Consider the following 15134-nt stretch of genomic DNA (forward strand, 5'->3'; position numbering starts at 1 on the left):
AAAATTTATTTTTTGTACTATATTTCAAAAGACTATTCGCGTTTGATTGCTTATTCAACAGCAATATTACGAATATTCCAAGTTAAATCATCTTGAATCAGGTATTGCAACACAGTTTTTAAGTTTTCTGCGTTATTGCCACTGACATGACATTCAATCCGCACACCGTCATTTTGATCTTGCTCAAATAATAACTCATTTTTAATTAAAATTCGGGCTGTTTGTCGCGCAACTGGTACACCAGAGTCAATTAATGTCAGTTTCTGACCAAAAATAGACTCAATCGCAGGTTTTAGAAAGGGATAATGGGTACAACCTAAGACTAAATAATCAGCCCCTTGATCCACCACAGGTTGTAATATTGCTTTTAAAGTGGTTAAACATGCTGTACTCATTTGCGCACCACTTTCAACAAAGGGCACCAAATCGAGACAAGTCACAGGAATGACATTGACGTGAGCAGGAAGTGCAAAACGCTGCATGACATCTTGAATCAGTTTGCCGCGAAAAGTCGCTGGCGTGGCCAGTACAGCCACCGTTTTTGATTTTGTTTGTAAGACCGCAGGTTTTAAAGCAGGCACCAAGCCAATAATGGGAAAATCTTCACCATAATAATCACGTAAATAATCAAGGCTAAAGGCAGATGCCGTATTGCATGCCACCACCGCGACTTTACAACCTTGCCGATATAACCATTCAATCGCTTGAGCCGTCAATTCACGAATATTCTGATCGTCACGTGGCCCATAAGGCACATGCGCAGTATCGGCATAATAAAGAATGCGCTCTTTGGGTAAATAGCGAGCAATGTCCTGTGCCACCGACAACCCACCTATTCCAGAGTCAAAAATTCCGATCGGCGCATGAGATTGTGCCTTGGGCATTGGATCTATTAAAGGATAAATAGGATAGATGGCTGTCATAGCTTCACTTTCAGCAGTGCAAAAAGGGGTAGAACAAAGCTTAAACCTCAGGTGCCTAATTGCAAGTAAAAATCACCGCTTTGTAGGCTTAAAATGGTATCACCTTGCTCATTTTCAAGCAGTTGCCCCATTTCAATTAAATGAAAAAAAGCAGCACGTTGAATTAAAGCATTAATACCAAAACGTACATGGACATAAGGACGCTGTTCGACCTGTCCATCACTGGCAACATAGTCGCGCATAAATATAGAATGTTCAGCATCCACAATAACGATATCTTGCGTAGTGGTGGTCAGCTGGAGGTAATTTTTCCCATCAATTTCCACTCGACCGACCTGATTCACCGATAAAGGTTCATCCTCCACCTCAATTTCAATTTGTTCGACCGGCGTTCTTAAATAGAACTTACCCTGCTCTTTCCAAAGTACGCTAGAGAACAAATTAATGAGGGCCTGACGTTTGATCAATTGACCTTCGTGCCACCATTCTCCGTTGGCTTTAACCTTTAAATCCATTGCGCCACAATGCTTTGGGTTAAATTGCTCTAAAGGGGGTATTGACCTTTTGTGACCGGCCTGTGCATCTTTTAAGTATTGTGCAATACCCATTAAATTTTTATCATCAGCAATAGCTACTTCTTTCGTCGGATTTGGTGAAATATTTTGGTTAATCATAAATGAAGACCCTGCTGACGGAAAAATAATATGATTCAGCCAATTGGCTAGATCAAGGTTTAAAACTATACTAGCCCACAATATAAAAGACACGATAATAAAATTGTGTCTGGGCATTAAGAACACTCATGGCAGCACCGAGTGAAATATCACTACGGTTGCCACCTTCAAACACTATGAGGAGTCCTACATGGAGCACATCGAACGTGAATCGATGGAGTTTGACGTAGTCATCGTTGGTGCAGGACCTGCTGGTCTTTCTGCGGCAATCAAAATTCGTCAACTTGCAATTGAAAACAACCTTCCAGATTTATCCGTTTGTGTCGTGGAAAAGGGCTCTGAAGTTGGTGCGCACATTTTATCTGGCGCGGTGCTTGAACCACGTGCCATGAATGAATTATTCCCGAACTGGGTCGATGAAGGTGCGCCTTTAAATGTTCCAGTGACTGAAGACAAAACATATTTCTTATTGTCTGATGAAAAATCACAAGAAGCGCCACATTGGATGGTGCCGAAAACCATGCATAACGATGGCAACTATGTCATCTCTTTAGGCAACGTGGTTCGTTGGTTAGGTACCAAAGCGGAAGAGCTTGAAGTATCTATCTTCCCGGGCTTTGCTGCTGCTGAAATCCTTTACCATGCCGATGGTACAGTTAAAGGCATTCAAACGGGCGACATGGGTATTGGTAAAGATGGTGAACCGACGCATAACTTTACGCCGGGTTATGAATTACATGCCAAATACACCATTTTTGCTGAAGGTTGCCGCGGTCACTTAGGCAAACGCTTAATCGCTAAGTTTGATTTGGACAAAGATGCCGATCCGCAACACTATGGTATCGGGATTAAAGAATTGTGGGAAATCGACCCTGCGAAACATAAGCCTGGTCTGGTGATGCACGGTGCAGGTTGGCCGTTAAATGAAACTGGTTCTTCAGGCGGTTGGTGGTTATACCACGCTGAAAATAACCAAGTGACTTTAGGTTTGATTGTTGATTTGTCATACACCAATCCAAACATGTATCCATTTGCAGAAATGCAACGCTGGAAAACCCATCCACTAATCAAGCAATATCTTGAAGGTGGTAAACGTATTTCCTACGGCGCACGTGCCATTACCAAAGGCGGAATTAATGCCCTACCGAAGTTCACCTTCCCGGGTGGCTCGCTCATTGGTGATGATGCAGGTTTCTTGAACTTTGCTAAAATCAAAGGTTCTCACACTGCAATGAAATCTGGCATGCTTTGCGCAGAAGCGGTGTTTGAAGCGATTGCTGCCGGTGTAGAAAAAGGCGGTGATCTTGCCATTGCCCGTGTGACTGAAGGTGAAGACTTCTTTGCTAAAGAGTTAACAGCTTATACTGACAAGTTTAACAATAGCTGGCTAAAAGAAGAGTTACATAACTCACGTAACTTTGGTCCTGCAATGCACAAGTTTGGTCAATGGATGGGTGGTGCATTTAACTTTATCGATCAAAACATCTTTAAAGTACCATTTACATTGCATGACTTAGTCCCTGACTTCAGCGCCTTGAAAACTGTAGATGCATCTACATTCAAACCGAACTATCCAAAACCTGATAACAAACTGACCTTTGACCGTTTGTCTTCGGTATTTGTATCCAATACCGTACATGAAGAAAATCAGCCTGCGCATTTGAAACTGACCGATGCTTCTATTCCAGTGAACGTCAACTTGCCAAAATGGGATGAGCCTGCTCAGCGTTACTGCCCTGCTGGTGTGTATGAAATTATGGAAGAAAATGACGGTTCGAAGCGTTTCCAAATTAACGCTGCCAACTGTGTTCATTGTAAGACCTGTGATATTAAAGACCCTTCTCAGAACATCACTTGGGTCACACCTGAGGGTGGCGGTGGTCCTAACTATCCGAATATGTAATGTCTAATTGACTTGCATAAGCCTCTAAAATAATTGATTATTTTAGAGGCTTTTTTATTGTTATAAGATAATGAAATATATTTTAGAATCTAAATTCAAATTATTAGAACCTTTTGAAAAAGAATTACCTAATTTTGTGATTTTGACGGGAATTAATGGAGTTGGGAAAACTCAAATTCTCCAAGCTCTAAATCAAAATAATAATGGTTTAGCTAAAATTTTTATAGCTGGTTTCAATGTTCCAGTTCATCAAATTAGATATATTGATAAATTATTAATTCCGAATGATATTCATGCCATAGATCGACATTCATATGATAATTCATATGACATGGAATTACATGAGCAGCTTTTCCCTACCTATTCTCATCTTTTAAATTATCAAACCCAATATAAACAACTTCCTGCAACTTTTGAAAATTTTCAAGAATACACCAATCAGGATTATGGTCACTTATCAATTAATTTGATTCAATTTAAAAAAATTAAATCCTTTATAGAAGAAAATCCAAATAACAGACCTAATGAGTTTGACTTTTTTAGAGATAATTTTCAGAGAGGTTATCATCCGCAAATACATGATATTTTTACGCAAAATTTTTCAACAATATTTAAAAACTATCAAAATTTAGAATTTAAAAATTTATTCAATGAATTTTTAAATAAATATAAAGATAAAAATATCAAATACCTAGTAGATGAAGAGTTTAGAAAGACTCATGGAAATCCTCCTTGGGAAAACATCAATAGTATTCTTGAAACGGCCATGATGGATTATGAGTTTGAAGTTCCAGTTGATTATGACTCCAATATGATATACGAGCCTAAATTCATTAAAAAAAGCAGTAAAAATGTAGTGAAAATTTCTGATTTATCTTCAGGCGAAAAAATTCTCATATCTTTAGCATTTGCTCTTTATAACAAAGAACATGCGAGCCAATTGCCTAAAGTACTTTTACTGGATGAAACAGATGCATCTCTTCACCCTTCAATGGCCAAACAATACTTAAACATTCTAAAAAATGTTTTCGTAAAAGATTTAGGCATTAAAGTCATTATTACAACACACTCACCAAGCACTGTTGCCTTAGCAGATGAACAAGATATTTTCGTAGTTGAAAATTCGGAACAGCGAATTAGAAAATGTAGCAAAGACGAAGCATTATCTGTTTTAACTGCTGGTGTCCCATCTTTAAGTATAAATTATGAGAATCGAAAACAAGTTTTCGTAGAAAGTCCTTACGATGTAAAATATTACGATGCAATTTATAAAATTTTAAGCCCGTATTTAAATAAAGAGGTTTCACTAAATTTTATTTCTTCAGGGGACTCAAGAACAGATCCAAATGGTGATCCTGTTGCTAACTGCTCTCAAGTAAAAAAAATTACTCAAACCATGCGTACAAATGGTAATAAGAGCTGTTTTGGTATCATTGATTGGGATTTAACTAATCAACAAAGAGAAGAAGGAATTGTAGTTAATGCTTTAAATAACCAGTACAGCATAGAAAACTGTTTACTGAATCCTTTATTTATTGGATTATTAATACTAGGCTTGAAGACAGGGTCACAATATGAAATAAGTCATCGTTATATTTCATTAAATTATAACTCAGCAAAGTGCTTACAAGAAATTCATGATTGGATTCTTAATAAAATTTCCAGTCAATTTGAAACTCAGAATCAAAATCAAATATCGATCCAATTAATAAGCGGAGTAACAATAAATACTCCTGAATGGTTTACACATCACCAAGGACATGAACTTGAGTCGAAAATCATCACCCAAATTCCAGAACTAAAGAAAATCAAACAAAATAGCGAACACAAATTAAAGTTAGAAATTATTAATAAAATTTTTGATGACTTTACTATGTTAGTACCAATTGATTTTAGAGATACATTTTTAAAAATTCAGAATTCATAAAAAATCCCTGCCAAGTGCAGGGATTTTTTATGGAAAATCACAAAGTAAATTAGCCTTTCTTGACCAAATAATGAAACTCTTTATTACCTGCTTCATCCAGCACTTCTTCTTGTAATAATAATTCATGGCCTAAATGCATACAAAATTTTGGAATGTCCCATGAAGTTGAATTATCGGTGGCGAACACCTCAACCACATCACCCGATTTGGATTTACGAATCGCTTGATGCAACATCATTACAGGTTCAGGACAACGCAGTCCTCGTGTATTTAGCTGAATAGTTGGCGTAACAAGCGGTTCAGACATCGGTAAACTCAGTATTAAAAAATCCTCGCTATTTTAACATAAACTTAAATGCCGTCATTTGCTTAAAAATACAGTTCAAAACAAGCAGGCAGAATGACCTATACATTCATGCAATACAGCAATTTTAGAGATAGACATCTAGATTTTCTCGGGTATGATAAAATTCGTTTTTTTAGATATTAAGAGTCTTTAGGAAAGATCATGCACGAGGAATCAGGCCCGTCGTGGGGCATGCGTGGCTTACGCAAATGGCTAAGCACTGCACCCGAAACTCGCGACGAACTGCTAAAATTAGTACAAGATTCACGTCGTTTTTTAGAACCCGATACTGTTGCAATGCTTGAAGGCGTACTTGACCTTCCTGCAACAAAAATTCGTGAGGTCATGACCCCACGAACTGCAATGATCAGCTTACAAGAAGATGATCAGCTACTGGATATCTTACATACCCTTATCGAGTCAGCACATTCTCGTTTTCCAGTATTTTCATCCGACCAACCCGACAACGTGGTGGGTATTTTATTGGCAAAGGACTTACTGCCTTATTTGACTGAACCGAGCAATAAAGTCGATATTCGTGCCTTGATGCGCCAACCGATCTTTGTGCCTGAAAGTGCGCGATCTGACCAAGTGCTGCGGATGTTAAAAAATACCCAGACCCATATTGCTGTGGTGATTGATGAATATGGCACAACGTCTGGATTGGTCACCTTAGAAGACATTTTAGAAGAAATTGTCGGTGAAATTGAAGATGAACACGATATGGTCGATGAAGAAGCACAATTCATCATTCCTGACAATGATCCTCAAACGGCAAATACGTGGTTAGTTCAAGCACTTACACCAATTGAACACTTTAACAATGTTTTAGATGCTGATTTTTCCGATGATGAAGTAGAAACTGTTGGCGGTTTATTGCTTCAAGAAATGGGTTTAGTCAGCGATTTACAAGGTCAAATCATTGAGCTTGAGAATTGGCAATTTACCATTATAGAAGCAGATGCCCGCACTATTCATCTGATTCGAGCTGTCCGTAAATGAGAACTTACTTTAATAAGCTGTTCAATTCATCCCAACAACAAAAACAGCTCCCGTTTATTTACCCCTTTTTAATTTCATTATTTTCAGGTGCCATGTTCAGTTTTGCGCTGGCACCTTATTACTACTGGTGGCTGGCACTGCTGTCACCCGCTTTACTTTATGCTTCGCTACGTAAACGCTCTGCTCGACAAGCCTTTGGCATTGGTTGGGCTTATGGCTTTGGTTTATGGTTTGTCGGTGCATTTTGGCTCTATACCTCTATCCATGTTTATGGCGACACCAGTGCTTTTTTAAGTGTGCTGATGATTGCCTTCATGGCCTTGCTGATGGGCTTATTTACTGCCTTACAGACATTTCTATATCGTCGCTTCTTTCCTGAAACACCGCTGACCTTTGCACCGCTTTGGGTGTTTTTTGAGTGGGCGAAAACGTGGGTATTTACCGGTTTCCCATGGTTATTTGTCGGTTATGCCTTCACTGAACGCTTTTTAGATCACTATGCACCGTTGTTCGGGATCTTTGGTGTCTCGTTTGTGGTGATTATTTTAGCCTGTGCCTTGGTTGAAATTCTCAATAAACGGCTGTTTTGGCTCATTCCTTCAGCCCTGTTACTCTTGGGTGCTTGGGGTGCGTCCTATCTAAGCTTTGTTCAGCCTAAAAACACCAAACCACTTTCTGTCTCTTTAATCCAAGGCAATATTCCTCAAGATTTAAAATGGCTGACCGAATATCAAGTGAAAACCTTGATCATCTATGCCAATTTAAGCAAAACTGAATGGGGACGTGATCTCATTGTTTGGCCTGAATCTTCCATTCCGCTGTTCCAAACCGATATTGAACCCTTCCTTGATGCCATGAAAGTTCAGGCAGAAAAATCAGGCACAGCTTGGGTCACCGGTATTCCTTATTGGGATCTCAAAGAATCTCAAATTGAGCAACATCCGATGTATTACAACAGCATCATGGCTTTAGGTGATGAATCTACAGGTTTGTATAAAAAGCAGCGTTTAGTGCCCTTTGGTGAATATATTCCTTTATCTGGTTGGCTTAGTTGGGTGTTGCCTGCACTACAAAATGATCCATCGATGAGCGGTTTTTCGCGTGGTGCGCGTGAGCAAAAGCCATTGCAGGTAAAAAACCATCATTTAGGTGCGGCTATTTGTTATGAAGTGGCCTATCCAAGCCTGACGCGTCGTAATGCCCGTCAAAGTGATTTCTTGGTGACTGTCTCCAATGATGCTTGGTTTACTGGCACAGCGGGACCTTGGCAACATTTACAAATGGTGCAAATGCGCGCCAAAGAAAATGGCCGTTGGTTTATTCGCGCTACCAATACTGGTGTGACGGCCTTTATCGATCATCACGGGCATATTGTGAAGCAAGCACCTACGGATCAAACAGCGGTTCTTCGTGGTGAACTACCAGCCATGCAAGGTGAAACCTTATATATGCGCCTCAGTGATTGGCCTATTCTGGTTTTTTCATTGTTATTGTTAATTTTAGGTTGGATTTATCGTCCACGTCAGGTGGATGTTTCGTTTAAATCACGGCGTTAAAATTCCATTCTATCTCCATTCTTAAAGGAAGAAAAAGTCCCTCTTTGAATAAAGGGGATTTAGCGGGATTAAATATTTCCGCAATCCAATAGCGGCTTAGGAAGTAAACATATACCAATCCCTGCCAAGCTCCCTTTTAACAAGCGAGGGGCTTTTAAAATGCAACAAAAAAACCGAGGTCAATGCCTCGGTTTTTTATGCAATTTATTTTATAACTGAGTCACTAAATAAGACATCATGGCTGCTAAAAACAGCATCGGGATATAACAATAAATTTTGACCACACGCTGTTCTAAAGCTGAAATCTGTTGTTGTTTTAAGCTTAATACAGTCGCTTTCAATGCAGACCAAAAGCACAGTACCAATAATGCGCTGAATACACTGATGGCAAAAAAGCCAACCATAATTTGGCTACTTCCTTCTGTCGCATGCCATAAGGTTAAAATGCCTTGACTCATGGGAAGTAAACTCAAAATCAAAAGAACAGACTTGAGCATTGCCCAATGAAATTGACCAATTTCATCCGCTATCATTAATGCTTTCATTCTATCCTCCATAGGCAAAATCGTTGCCATTTCAAACATTATGCAAGCTTTTTAATAAATAAAAAGGCTATTTATCTACACATTGAATCATTATTGTAACCATCAAATATGGAAATAATTCTTATTATAACTCTCAAACACACACTATTATATTATTTTAATAAAATTCAATATTTTAATATATATTTACGTATTAAGATTTATTATCACTTCACTTAGTATTGAATAATTAAATCAAGTGAAGTGATATATTCTACAAATCTAAAAGAACAATGATTCTCAATTAAGGTTGATAATAAATATCGGTATCTGTCCCTTCACCGCCTTCTTTACCATCCGCACCAAAAGAATACAAATCAAATGCACGACCTTCGGCACCCGGAATCACATATTGAATATCATTATCCCAACTGTCTTTTGGATAGCCGCCTTTCACATAGCCGCCTTGCATCCAGTTTTTTGCAGAAGCAGGTTGATTGACTAACGCATCCAAACCGCCATCTTGCATTGAAGGATACTTACCATTATCAAGCTTGTATTGATCTAAAGCACCCGCAACACCTTTTAAAGTAATGGCAGAGGTATCTACTTTAGCTTTCTCACCACGCCCCATCACATTCGGTACGATCAGCGCAGCCAACACCCCTAAAATCACAATCACCACCATTACTTCAATGAGGGTAAAGCCTGATTGCTTCGCTTGATATTTTTTAGCTTGCATATAACTCTCTCGCAAAAATCTTTATCTTTATAAAATGGGTTAAATCATATTATTCATATTAACAATCGGCAACATCACCGCGATCACAATCACCAAAACAATACTCGCCATCACCACCAACATTAAGGGTTCAAGCAGTGCCAGTAAAGTTGAAATTAAGGTGCTGACTTCACGATCTTGCATAGTTGATGCACGCTCGAGCATGCGATCCAGTTCACCCGAGGCTTCACCACTTTTGATCATTTGTACCATCATCGGCGGGAAATAACCACTGCGCTCCAATTGCGTGGCAAGGTTGCCCCCTTCCGTTACTTTTTCTGCCGCTAAATTAACAGAATCGCGAATCACCCAATTATTACTGACCGCTGCACCTATTTTCAGTGCATCCACCAACGGTACGCCAGACTTGGTCAAAATCGATAAGGTACTGGCAAAACGTGCAGCATTTATACCACGCGATAATTTACCAAATAATGGCAGTTTGAGTGTTAAACGATCAAAAGCATAATGCCCAGCCGAAGTTCTTAAAAATCGAACCAATGCAATAAAACCCACCACACCTGCGACAAGCAAAAATGGCCATGCCACCCGAATAAATTCACTGGCTTTCATCAAGGCTACGGTAATCCAAGGCAATGCATCTTTACTTTGATCAAAAGTCTTTACAATATCTGGCACCACGTAAGTCATCAGACCCATCACAATGGCAAAAGACATTAACATCAAAATAATCGGATAAATCATCGCACCCTGCACTTTCTTTTGCATGGCAAAACGGTTTTCGGTGTAATCTGATAATTGGTCTAAAATTAAATCCAGATGCCCTGAACGCTCACCCGCAGCAATGGTGGCAATATATAAATCGGGTAAACGCCCTGCTTGTTGTAAGGCATTGGCAAGTGAATGTCCTTCCATGACCTTTGAGCGTACCGACATCAACAAGTTTTGCACATGCGCTTTTTCACTTTGCTTACCCACGGCACGCAGTGCTTCTTCTAAAGGAATTGCAGCGGCAACCAAAACTGAAAGTTGACGGGTAAATAAGGCCAAATCATAAGCGGTGACTTTTTTCTGCAACCATCGTTCTGAGCGATGCTTATCTTTTTGCTCAACAGGATCGACCGTCACAGGAATGAGTGCTTTGTCTCTTAACTGTTGACGAATTTGACGCGCGGAATCGCCTTCTAACACGCCTTTTTGCTGCTTCCCTGAAGCATCAATGGCAGTAAATTGATATGCAGGCATTGTAATGCTCTAATTTTCCAAAATTTGCTTCAGCGCTGTTGCGTCTGACCACCAAAATCATTCATATTCTGAGACATAAATGATTTGCTCACTCTAACATAACTCGATCTTGAGCACGACGAAATTTGATTAGGACGATTTGACCCTTATTTATGCCAAATACAACATCGACTCCATCCAATATTTATCGCATTCGTGTTGCCGTGCCTGTGCATATCTATGACTGCTTTGATTACATGCTAAGTGCAGAACAATACCAACAAGCCCAAGTGGGCGCACGTGTTGCAGTGTCGTTTGGGCGACAAAACTTAATCGGGATTATTGTGGAAAAATTAGCGCCTGACACCCCGATTGATCCACGCTTTAAACTCAAAGCCATTACCGAACTGCTTGATGAACAGACCATTTTAGATCAGAAAATTTTAAGTTTATTGACATGGTCAGCGCAATATTACCAATTCCCGATTGGCGAGGTGTTTCAAAGTGCCTTACCGACTTTTTTACGCCAAGGCAAACCATATAATTTATTGGCACGCATGTGGAATGTTTTAGACTTGCATGCCGAAGCAAAAGTCACCCGTTCGGAAAAACAACAAGAAGCTTATAAGATACTCAAATTACACCCAACCGGAACCACAGAAAATATTTTAAATTTGGCTGGTATAGAAACAGCTACATTAAAAGCTTTAGAAAAAAAAGCCATTGTAGAATGTGTGTTAGAACAGCAAGACTTTTCTCCCCACCCCGTTACCCTAGCGCAAATGCCGTTAACCGCCAATGACGAGCAAAAGAAAGCCATTCAACACGTGCTCAAGGCACAGAAGAAATATCAAGCCTTTTTACTCGATGGCTTAACTGGTAGTGGCAAAACTGAAGTGTATTTGCAGATCATGCAAGAGGTACTGAAACAAGGCAAACAAGTCTTGGTTCTAGTGCCTGAAATTGGTCTAACACCACAAACCATTAGCCGCTTTCAATCGCGTTTTCACAGCAATATCGTGTTACTGCATTCAGGGCTGAATGACACCAAACGCTTACAAGCATGGCAAGCTGCGCAAACAGGCAAAGCCTCGATTATTTTGGGCACCCGTTCCGCCATTTACACACCGCTGCCCAATTTAGGTTTAATCATTTTAGATGAAGAACATGATCTGTCCTTTAAACAACAAGAAGGCTTTCGCTATCACGCACGTGATGTCGCAATGTATCGTGCACATTTAGAAAGCTGTCCGATTATTTTAGGTTCAGCCACTCCAAGCATCGACAGTTATGCACTGGTGGATGCAGGCAAAATGACCCGTTTAGAATTGAGTCAGCGCGCAGGTGTGGCACTCATGCCCAAAATTCATCTGATTGACCTGAAAGTTGCCCAAAAGCAAAATGGCATTAGCCAAAGCCTGCTTGATGAAATACAAAAACGCCTCGATAAAAAAGAACAGGTTCTGGTGTTTCTAAACCGACGCGGTTATGCGCCCGTGTTGATTTGTGAAAGTTGTGCATGGCAAGCAAAATGCCCACATTGTGATGCCAATTTCACTGTACATCGTCAACCGTATCAGCATTTACATTGTCACCATTGCGGTACGATTCACCGCATGCCAGATCATTGCCCACAGTGTCAGCATACAGAACTCAAATCGATTGGTCTGGGAACGGCAAAAGTTGAGGAACATTTACAACAATTGTTCCCGAAATTTGATGTCATACGAGTTGACCGTGATTCCACCAGTCGCGTGGGGAGCTGGCAAAAAATTTATGACAAAATCCAAAAAAGTGAACCGATTATTTTGCTCGGCACACAAATGTTGGCGAAAGGACACCACTTTCCTTACGTAACCTTAGTGGCCATTTTAGATATTGATTCGGGCTTATTTAGTGTCGATTTTCGCGCCACAGAGCGTACTGCGCAACTGATTGTTCAGGTGGCAGGTCGCGCAGGTCGCGGCGAACGCAAAGGTGACGTGTATTTACAAACGCTCAGACCCGATCATCCTTTACTCACGACATTAATCCAACAGGATTATTATCATTTTGCCAAACAAACTTTAAAAGAACGTCGCGCGGCTTTACTCCCCCCGTTTCGCTATGCGGCACTGATTCGTTGTGAATCGAAAAGTCAGGAACAAAACCAAGAGTTCCTACAACAACATGCCCAAGCCTTAAGACAGGTTTCAGAAAACCTGATTGATATTTGGGGCCCCATTCCAGCCCCTATGGAACGCAAAGCCGGACGTTATCAAGCGCATATGGTGCTGCTATCCCAAGATCGGGCGAGATTACATTTTTATATTCGTGCTTGGTGGCAAAATATGTTGCATCAAAAGCCCTCAACCATGAAACTTACCTTAGATATAGACCCTCAGGAATTAAGCTAAGTTAAAGTTCAGCTTTGGCTTCAATTTTTTGGCACTCAAATAAATTCTAGGACAGGCTGATGTCGCTACTGTTACAAATTACGATTTTCCTTGGTGCGTCCTTACTGTTGGTGCCTTTAGCCAAACGCTTCGGAATTGCCACCGTACTCGGTTATTTGTTTACAGGCATTTTGCTGGGTCCCAGTGTATTCAATATTGCCAGTGACCCTGAATCCATCCAAGAGTTGGCTGAATTTGGCGTAATTCTGTTAATGTTCATTATTGGGCTAGAACTGCGACCACAACGGCTGTGGGAAATGCGTAAATCCATCTTTTTGATGGGTAGCTTACAAGTCGGCATGACTGGCATTATTCTTGCCATCGTTGTCTTTTTTGCCTTATCACAAGGCCTTGCTGCAAGTTTTGTCATTGGTACTGCACTCGCGCTGTCATCGACGGCTTTTGTTCTGCAACTACTGGCCGAAAAACAACAACTCAATACCACCTTCGGACAACAATCTTTTTCTGTACTGCTGTTTCAAGATATTGCTGCCATTCCCCTGCTGGCGATTATTCCATTATTGGCAGGCAGCGAATCGACCCATCACGGTATTGCCTATTTCGCCGCAATTATTGCCACCTTTAGCGGTTTATTTTTATTTAGCCGTTATATGATGCGTCCCTTTTTTCGCTTTGTCGCTAAAAGTGGTGCCCATGAATTGATTACGGCTGTGGGGCTATTTATTGTCTTGGGCGTTGTCGTGCTAATGGATGTACTCGGCATTAGCACCACTTTGGGCGCATTCTTAACGGGAGTGTTATTGGCAGATTCGGAATTCCGCCATGAACTGGAAGCTAGCATTGCGCCCTTTAAAGGGCTTTTACTCGGTCTGTTCTTTATGACTGTGGGCATGACCACACAATTGTCACTCTTGGTCGATATGCCGTGGCTGATTATTGGCGGGGCATTTATTTTAATCTTGGTGAAAAGCATCACGCTCACGGCGATTGCCCGTTATTTAAAATATTCATGGCGTAACAGTTTGCTGCTTGCGACCTGCTTATCTCAGGGAGGTGAATTTGCCTTTGTGGTGCTGAAAGTTGCCAGTAGTGAAAAAGTCATCACCCAAGCCATTTTGGAACCTTTGACTCTTATTGTGACGCTATCCATGGTGCTCACACCAATGCTGTACTGGCTGATTAGCACATGGATTATTCCACTGATTGATAAAGAAAAAGCCCCTGTTTATGACGAAATTCCAGATATTCATAACCCGATGATCATTGCCGGATTTGGCCGTTTTGGACAAATCATTGCCCGTATTGCCCACTTACAACATCAATCCTTTACCGCGATTGACAGCAATTTAGAGAAAGTTGATTTCGTGCGTCAGTATGGTGGTACGTTATACTATGGGGATGCTACGCAACCCGATATTTTACGCTCGGCAGGGATTCAACATGCTAAAGTTTTTGTTTTGGCGATTGATGATATTGAAGACTCCATGAACGTGGCCCGACATATTCGGTTAAATTATCCGAATCTGAAGCTATTGGTCCGTGCACGTGATCGTCATCATGTCCATTTACTACGTGATTTAGGCGTCGAACAGATCTGGCGTGAAACCTATTTATCATCGCTTGGTATGGCCTATCGTGCCTTGCGTGAATTGGATATTAGTGAAGAAGATGCGTATAAAAGTATTGAATTGTTCCGTGATTACGATGAAAAGCTATTAATTCAGCAACAACGTATCTATACCGATGAACAAAAGATCTATGAAACCCATCGTAATGCTTTAGCAGAGCTAGAACACTTGTTTGAAAGTGATGCTCAAATTCGTCAAGAACCCACTGGCGTCAATTTACAACGCGGCTTAGCGCATCCGCGTATTGATGTCACACGAGATGATAGTAACTAGCTTGTGTTTTACAATG

Annotated in this window: 12 protein-coding genes; 6 read left to right on the top strand and 6 right to left on the bottom strand. The window is 40.5% G+C overall.

Translation table 11 applies throughout. From position 1 onward, the window contains the following. Positions 1 to 50 precede the first annotated feature (50 nt). Both murI and F994_RS08890 read right to left on the bottom strand, forming a co-directional pair. Positions 51 to 923, bottom strand: coding sequence for a glutamate racemase (gene murI, locus F994_RS08885; RefSeq protein ID WP_004649974.1), 873 nt, complete (start codon positions 921 to 923; stop codon positions 51 to 53). A gap of 47 nt (positions 924 to 970) precedes the next feature. Then, positions 971 to 1597, bottom strand: coding sequence for a DUF1285 domain-containing protein (locus F994_RS08890; protein WP_004649975.1), 627 nt, complete (start codon positions 1595 to 1597; stop codon positions 971 to 973). 190 nt (positions 1598 to 1787) lie between these two features. On the opposite strand from F994_RS08890, the gene F994_RS08895 reads away from it, so the two are divergent. Both F994_RS08895 and F994_RS08900 read left to right on the top strand, forming a co-directional pair. After that, positions 1788 to 3500, top strand: coding sequence for an electron transfer flavoprotein-ubiquinone oxidoreductase (locus F994_RS08895; RefSeq protein ID WP_004649976.1), 1713 nt, complete (start codon positions 1788 to 1790; stop codon positions 3498 to 3500). Between the two features lie 70 nt (positions 3501 to 3570). Further along, positions 3571 to 5427, top strand: a complete 1857-nt coding sequence (locus F994_RS08900) for an ATP-binding protein (protein WP_004649977.1) — start codon at positions 3571 to 3573, stop codon at positions 5425 to 5427. 49 nt (positions 5428 to 5476) lie between these two features. On the opposite strand, the gene tusA is transcribed toward F994_RS08900, so the two are convergent. After that, entirely contained in the window at positions 5477 to 5734 is a 258-nt protein-coding gene (gene tusA / locus F994_RS08905) for a sulfurtransferase TusA (RefSeq protein WP_004649978.1), read from the bottom strand. A 201-nt stretch (positions 5735 to 5935) separates the two neighbouring features. Here tusA and F994_RS08910 point away from each other — a divergent pair, with 201 nt between their 5' ends. Together F994_RS08910 and lnt are read left to right on the top strand one after the other, a co-directional pair. Next, the gene (locus F994_RS08910; RefSeq protein WP_004649979.1) at positions 5936 to 6775 is read left to right on the top strand and encodes an HlyC/CorC family transporter; all 840 of its coding nucleotides are present in this window, start codon (positions 5936 to 5938) and stop codon (positions 6773 to 6775) included. Beyond that, complete coding sequence (gene lnt / locus F994_RS08915; protein ID WP_004649981.1) at positions 6772 to 8331, top strand: apolipoprotein N-acyltransferase; 1560 nt, start codon at positions 6772 to 6774, stop codon at positions 8329 to 8331. Before F994_RS08910 ends, lnt begins: the two co-directional genes overlap by 4 nt. A 209-nt stretch (positions 8332 to 8540) precedes the next feature. Here the strand turns inward: lnt and F994_RS08920 are convergent, their stop codons facing one another. From F994_RS08920 to gspF, 3 genes are all read right to left on the bottom strand, one after another. Further along, positions 8541 to 8876, bottom strand: coding sequence for a hypothetical protein (locus tag F994_RS08920; RefSeq protein WP_004649982.1), 336 nt, complete (start codon positions 8874 to 8876; stop codon positions 8541 to 8543). Between the two features lie 283 nt (positions 8877 to 9159). Further along, complete coding sequence (gspG, locus tag F994_RS08925; protein WP_004649983.1) at positions 9160 to 9597, bottom strand: type II secretion system major pseudopilin GspG; 438 nt, start codon at positions 9595 to 9597, stop codon at positions 9160 to 9162. 39 nt (positions 9598 to 9636) lie between these two features. Beyond that, entirely contained in the window at positions 9637 to 10842 is a 1206-nt protein-coding gene (gene gspF, locus F994_RS08930; protein ID WP_004649984.1) for a type II secretion system inner membrane protein GspF, read from the bottom strand. 152 nt (positions 10843 to 10994) lie between these two features. Here gspF and F994_RS08935 point away from each other — a divergent pair, with 152 nt between their 5' ends. Next, complete coding sequence (locus F994_RS08935; RefSeq protein ID WP_004649985.1) at positions 10995 to 13217, top strand: primosomal protein N'; 2223 nt, start codon at positions 10995 to 10997, stop codon at positions 13215 to 13217. Between the two features lie 59 nt (positions 13218 to 13276). Further along, positions 13277 to 15118 (top strand): monovalent cation:proton antiporter-2 (CPA2) family protein, encoded by a 1842-nt coding sequence (locus tag F994_RS08940; RefSeq protein WP_004649986.1) that lies wholly within the window; start codon positions 13277 to 13279, stop codon positions 15116 to 15118. Positions 15119 to 15134 lie beyond the last annotated feature (16 nt).

Origin of the sequence: Acinetobacter bohemicus ANC 3994 (assembly GCF_000367925.1) — a bacterium.
GTDB lineage: Bacteria > Pseudomonadota > Gammaproteobacteria > Pseudomonadales > Moraxellaceae > Acinetobacter > Acinetobacter bohemicus.

What these genes read in the sequence shown, in the direction of transcription:
- murI (WP_004649974.1), bottom strand. Translation starts at nt 923, where the DNA reads ATGACAGCCATCTATCCTATTTATCCTTTAATAGATCCAATGCCCAAG.
- F994_RS08890 (WP_004649975.1), bottom strand. Translation starts at nt 1,597, where the DNA reads ATGATTAACCAAAATATTTCACCAAATCCGACGAAAGAAGTAGCTATT.
- F994_RS08895 (WP_004649976.1), top strand. Translation starts at nt 1,788, where the DNA reads ATGGAGCACATCGAACGTGAATCGATGGAGTTTGACGTAGTCATCGTT.
- F994_RS08900 (WP_004649977.1), top strand. Translation starts at nt 3,571, where the DNA reads ATGAAATATATTTTAGAATCTAAATTCAAATTATTAGAACCTTTTGAA.
- tusA (WP_004649978.1), bottom strand. Translation starts at nt 5,734, where the DNA reads ATGTCTGAACCGCTTGTTACGCCAACTATTCAGCTAAATACACGAGGA.
- F994_RS08910 (WP_004649979.1), top strand. Translation starts at nt 5,936, where the DNA reads ATGCACGAGGAATCAGGCCCGTCGTGGGGCATGCGTGGCTTACGCAAA.
- lnt (WP_004649981.1), top strand. Translation starts at nt 6,772, where the DNA reads ATGAGAACTTACTTTAATAAGCTGTTCAATTCATCCCAACAACAAAAA.
- F994_RS08920 (WP_004649982.1), bottom strand. Translation starts at nt 8,876, where the DNA reads ATGAAAGCATTAATGATAGCGGATGAAATTGGTCAATTTCATTGGGCA.
- gspG (WP_004649983.1), bottom strand. Translation starts at nt 9,597, where the DNA reads ATGCAAGCTAAAAAATATCAAGCGAAGCAATCAGGCTTTACCCTCATT.
- gspF (WP_004649984.1), bottom strand. Translation starts at nt 10,842, where the DNA reads ATGCCTGCATATCAATTTACTGCCATTGATGCTTCAGGGAAGCAGCAA.
- F994_RS08935 (WP_004649985.1), top strand. Translation starts at nt 10,995, where the DNA reads ATGCCAAATACAACATCGACTCCATCCAATATTTATCGCATTCGTGTT.
- F994_RS08940 (WP_004649986.1), top strand. Translation starts at nt 13,277, where the DNA reads ATGTCGCTACTGTTACAAATTACGATTTTCCTTGGTGCGTCCTTACTG.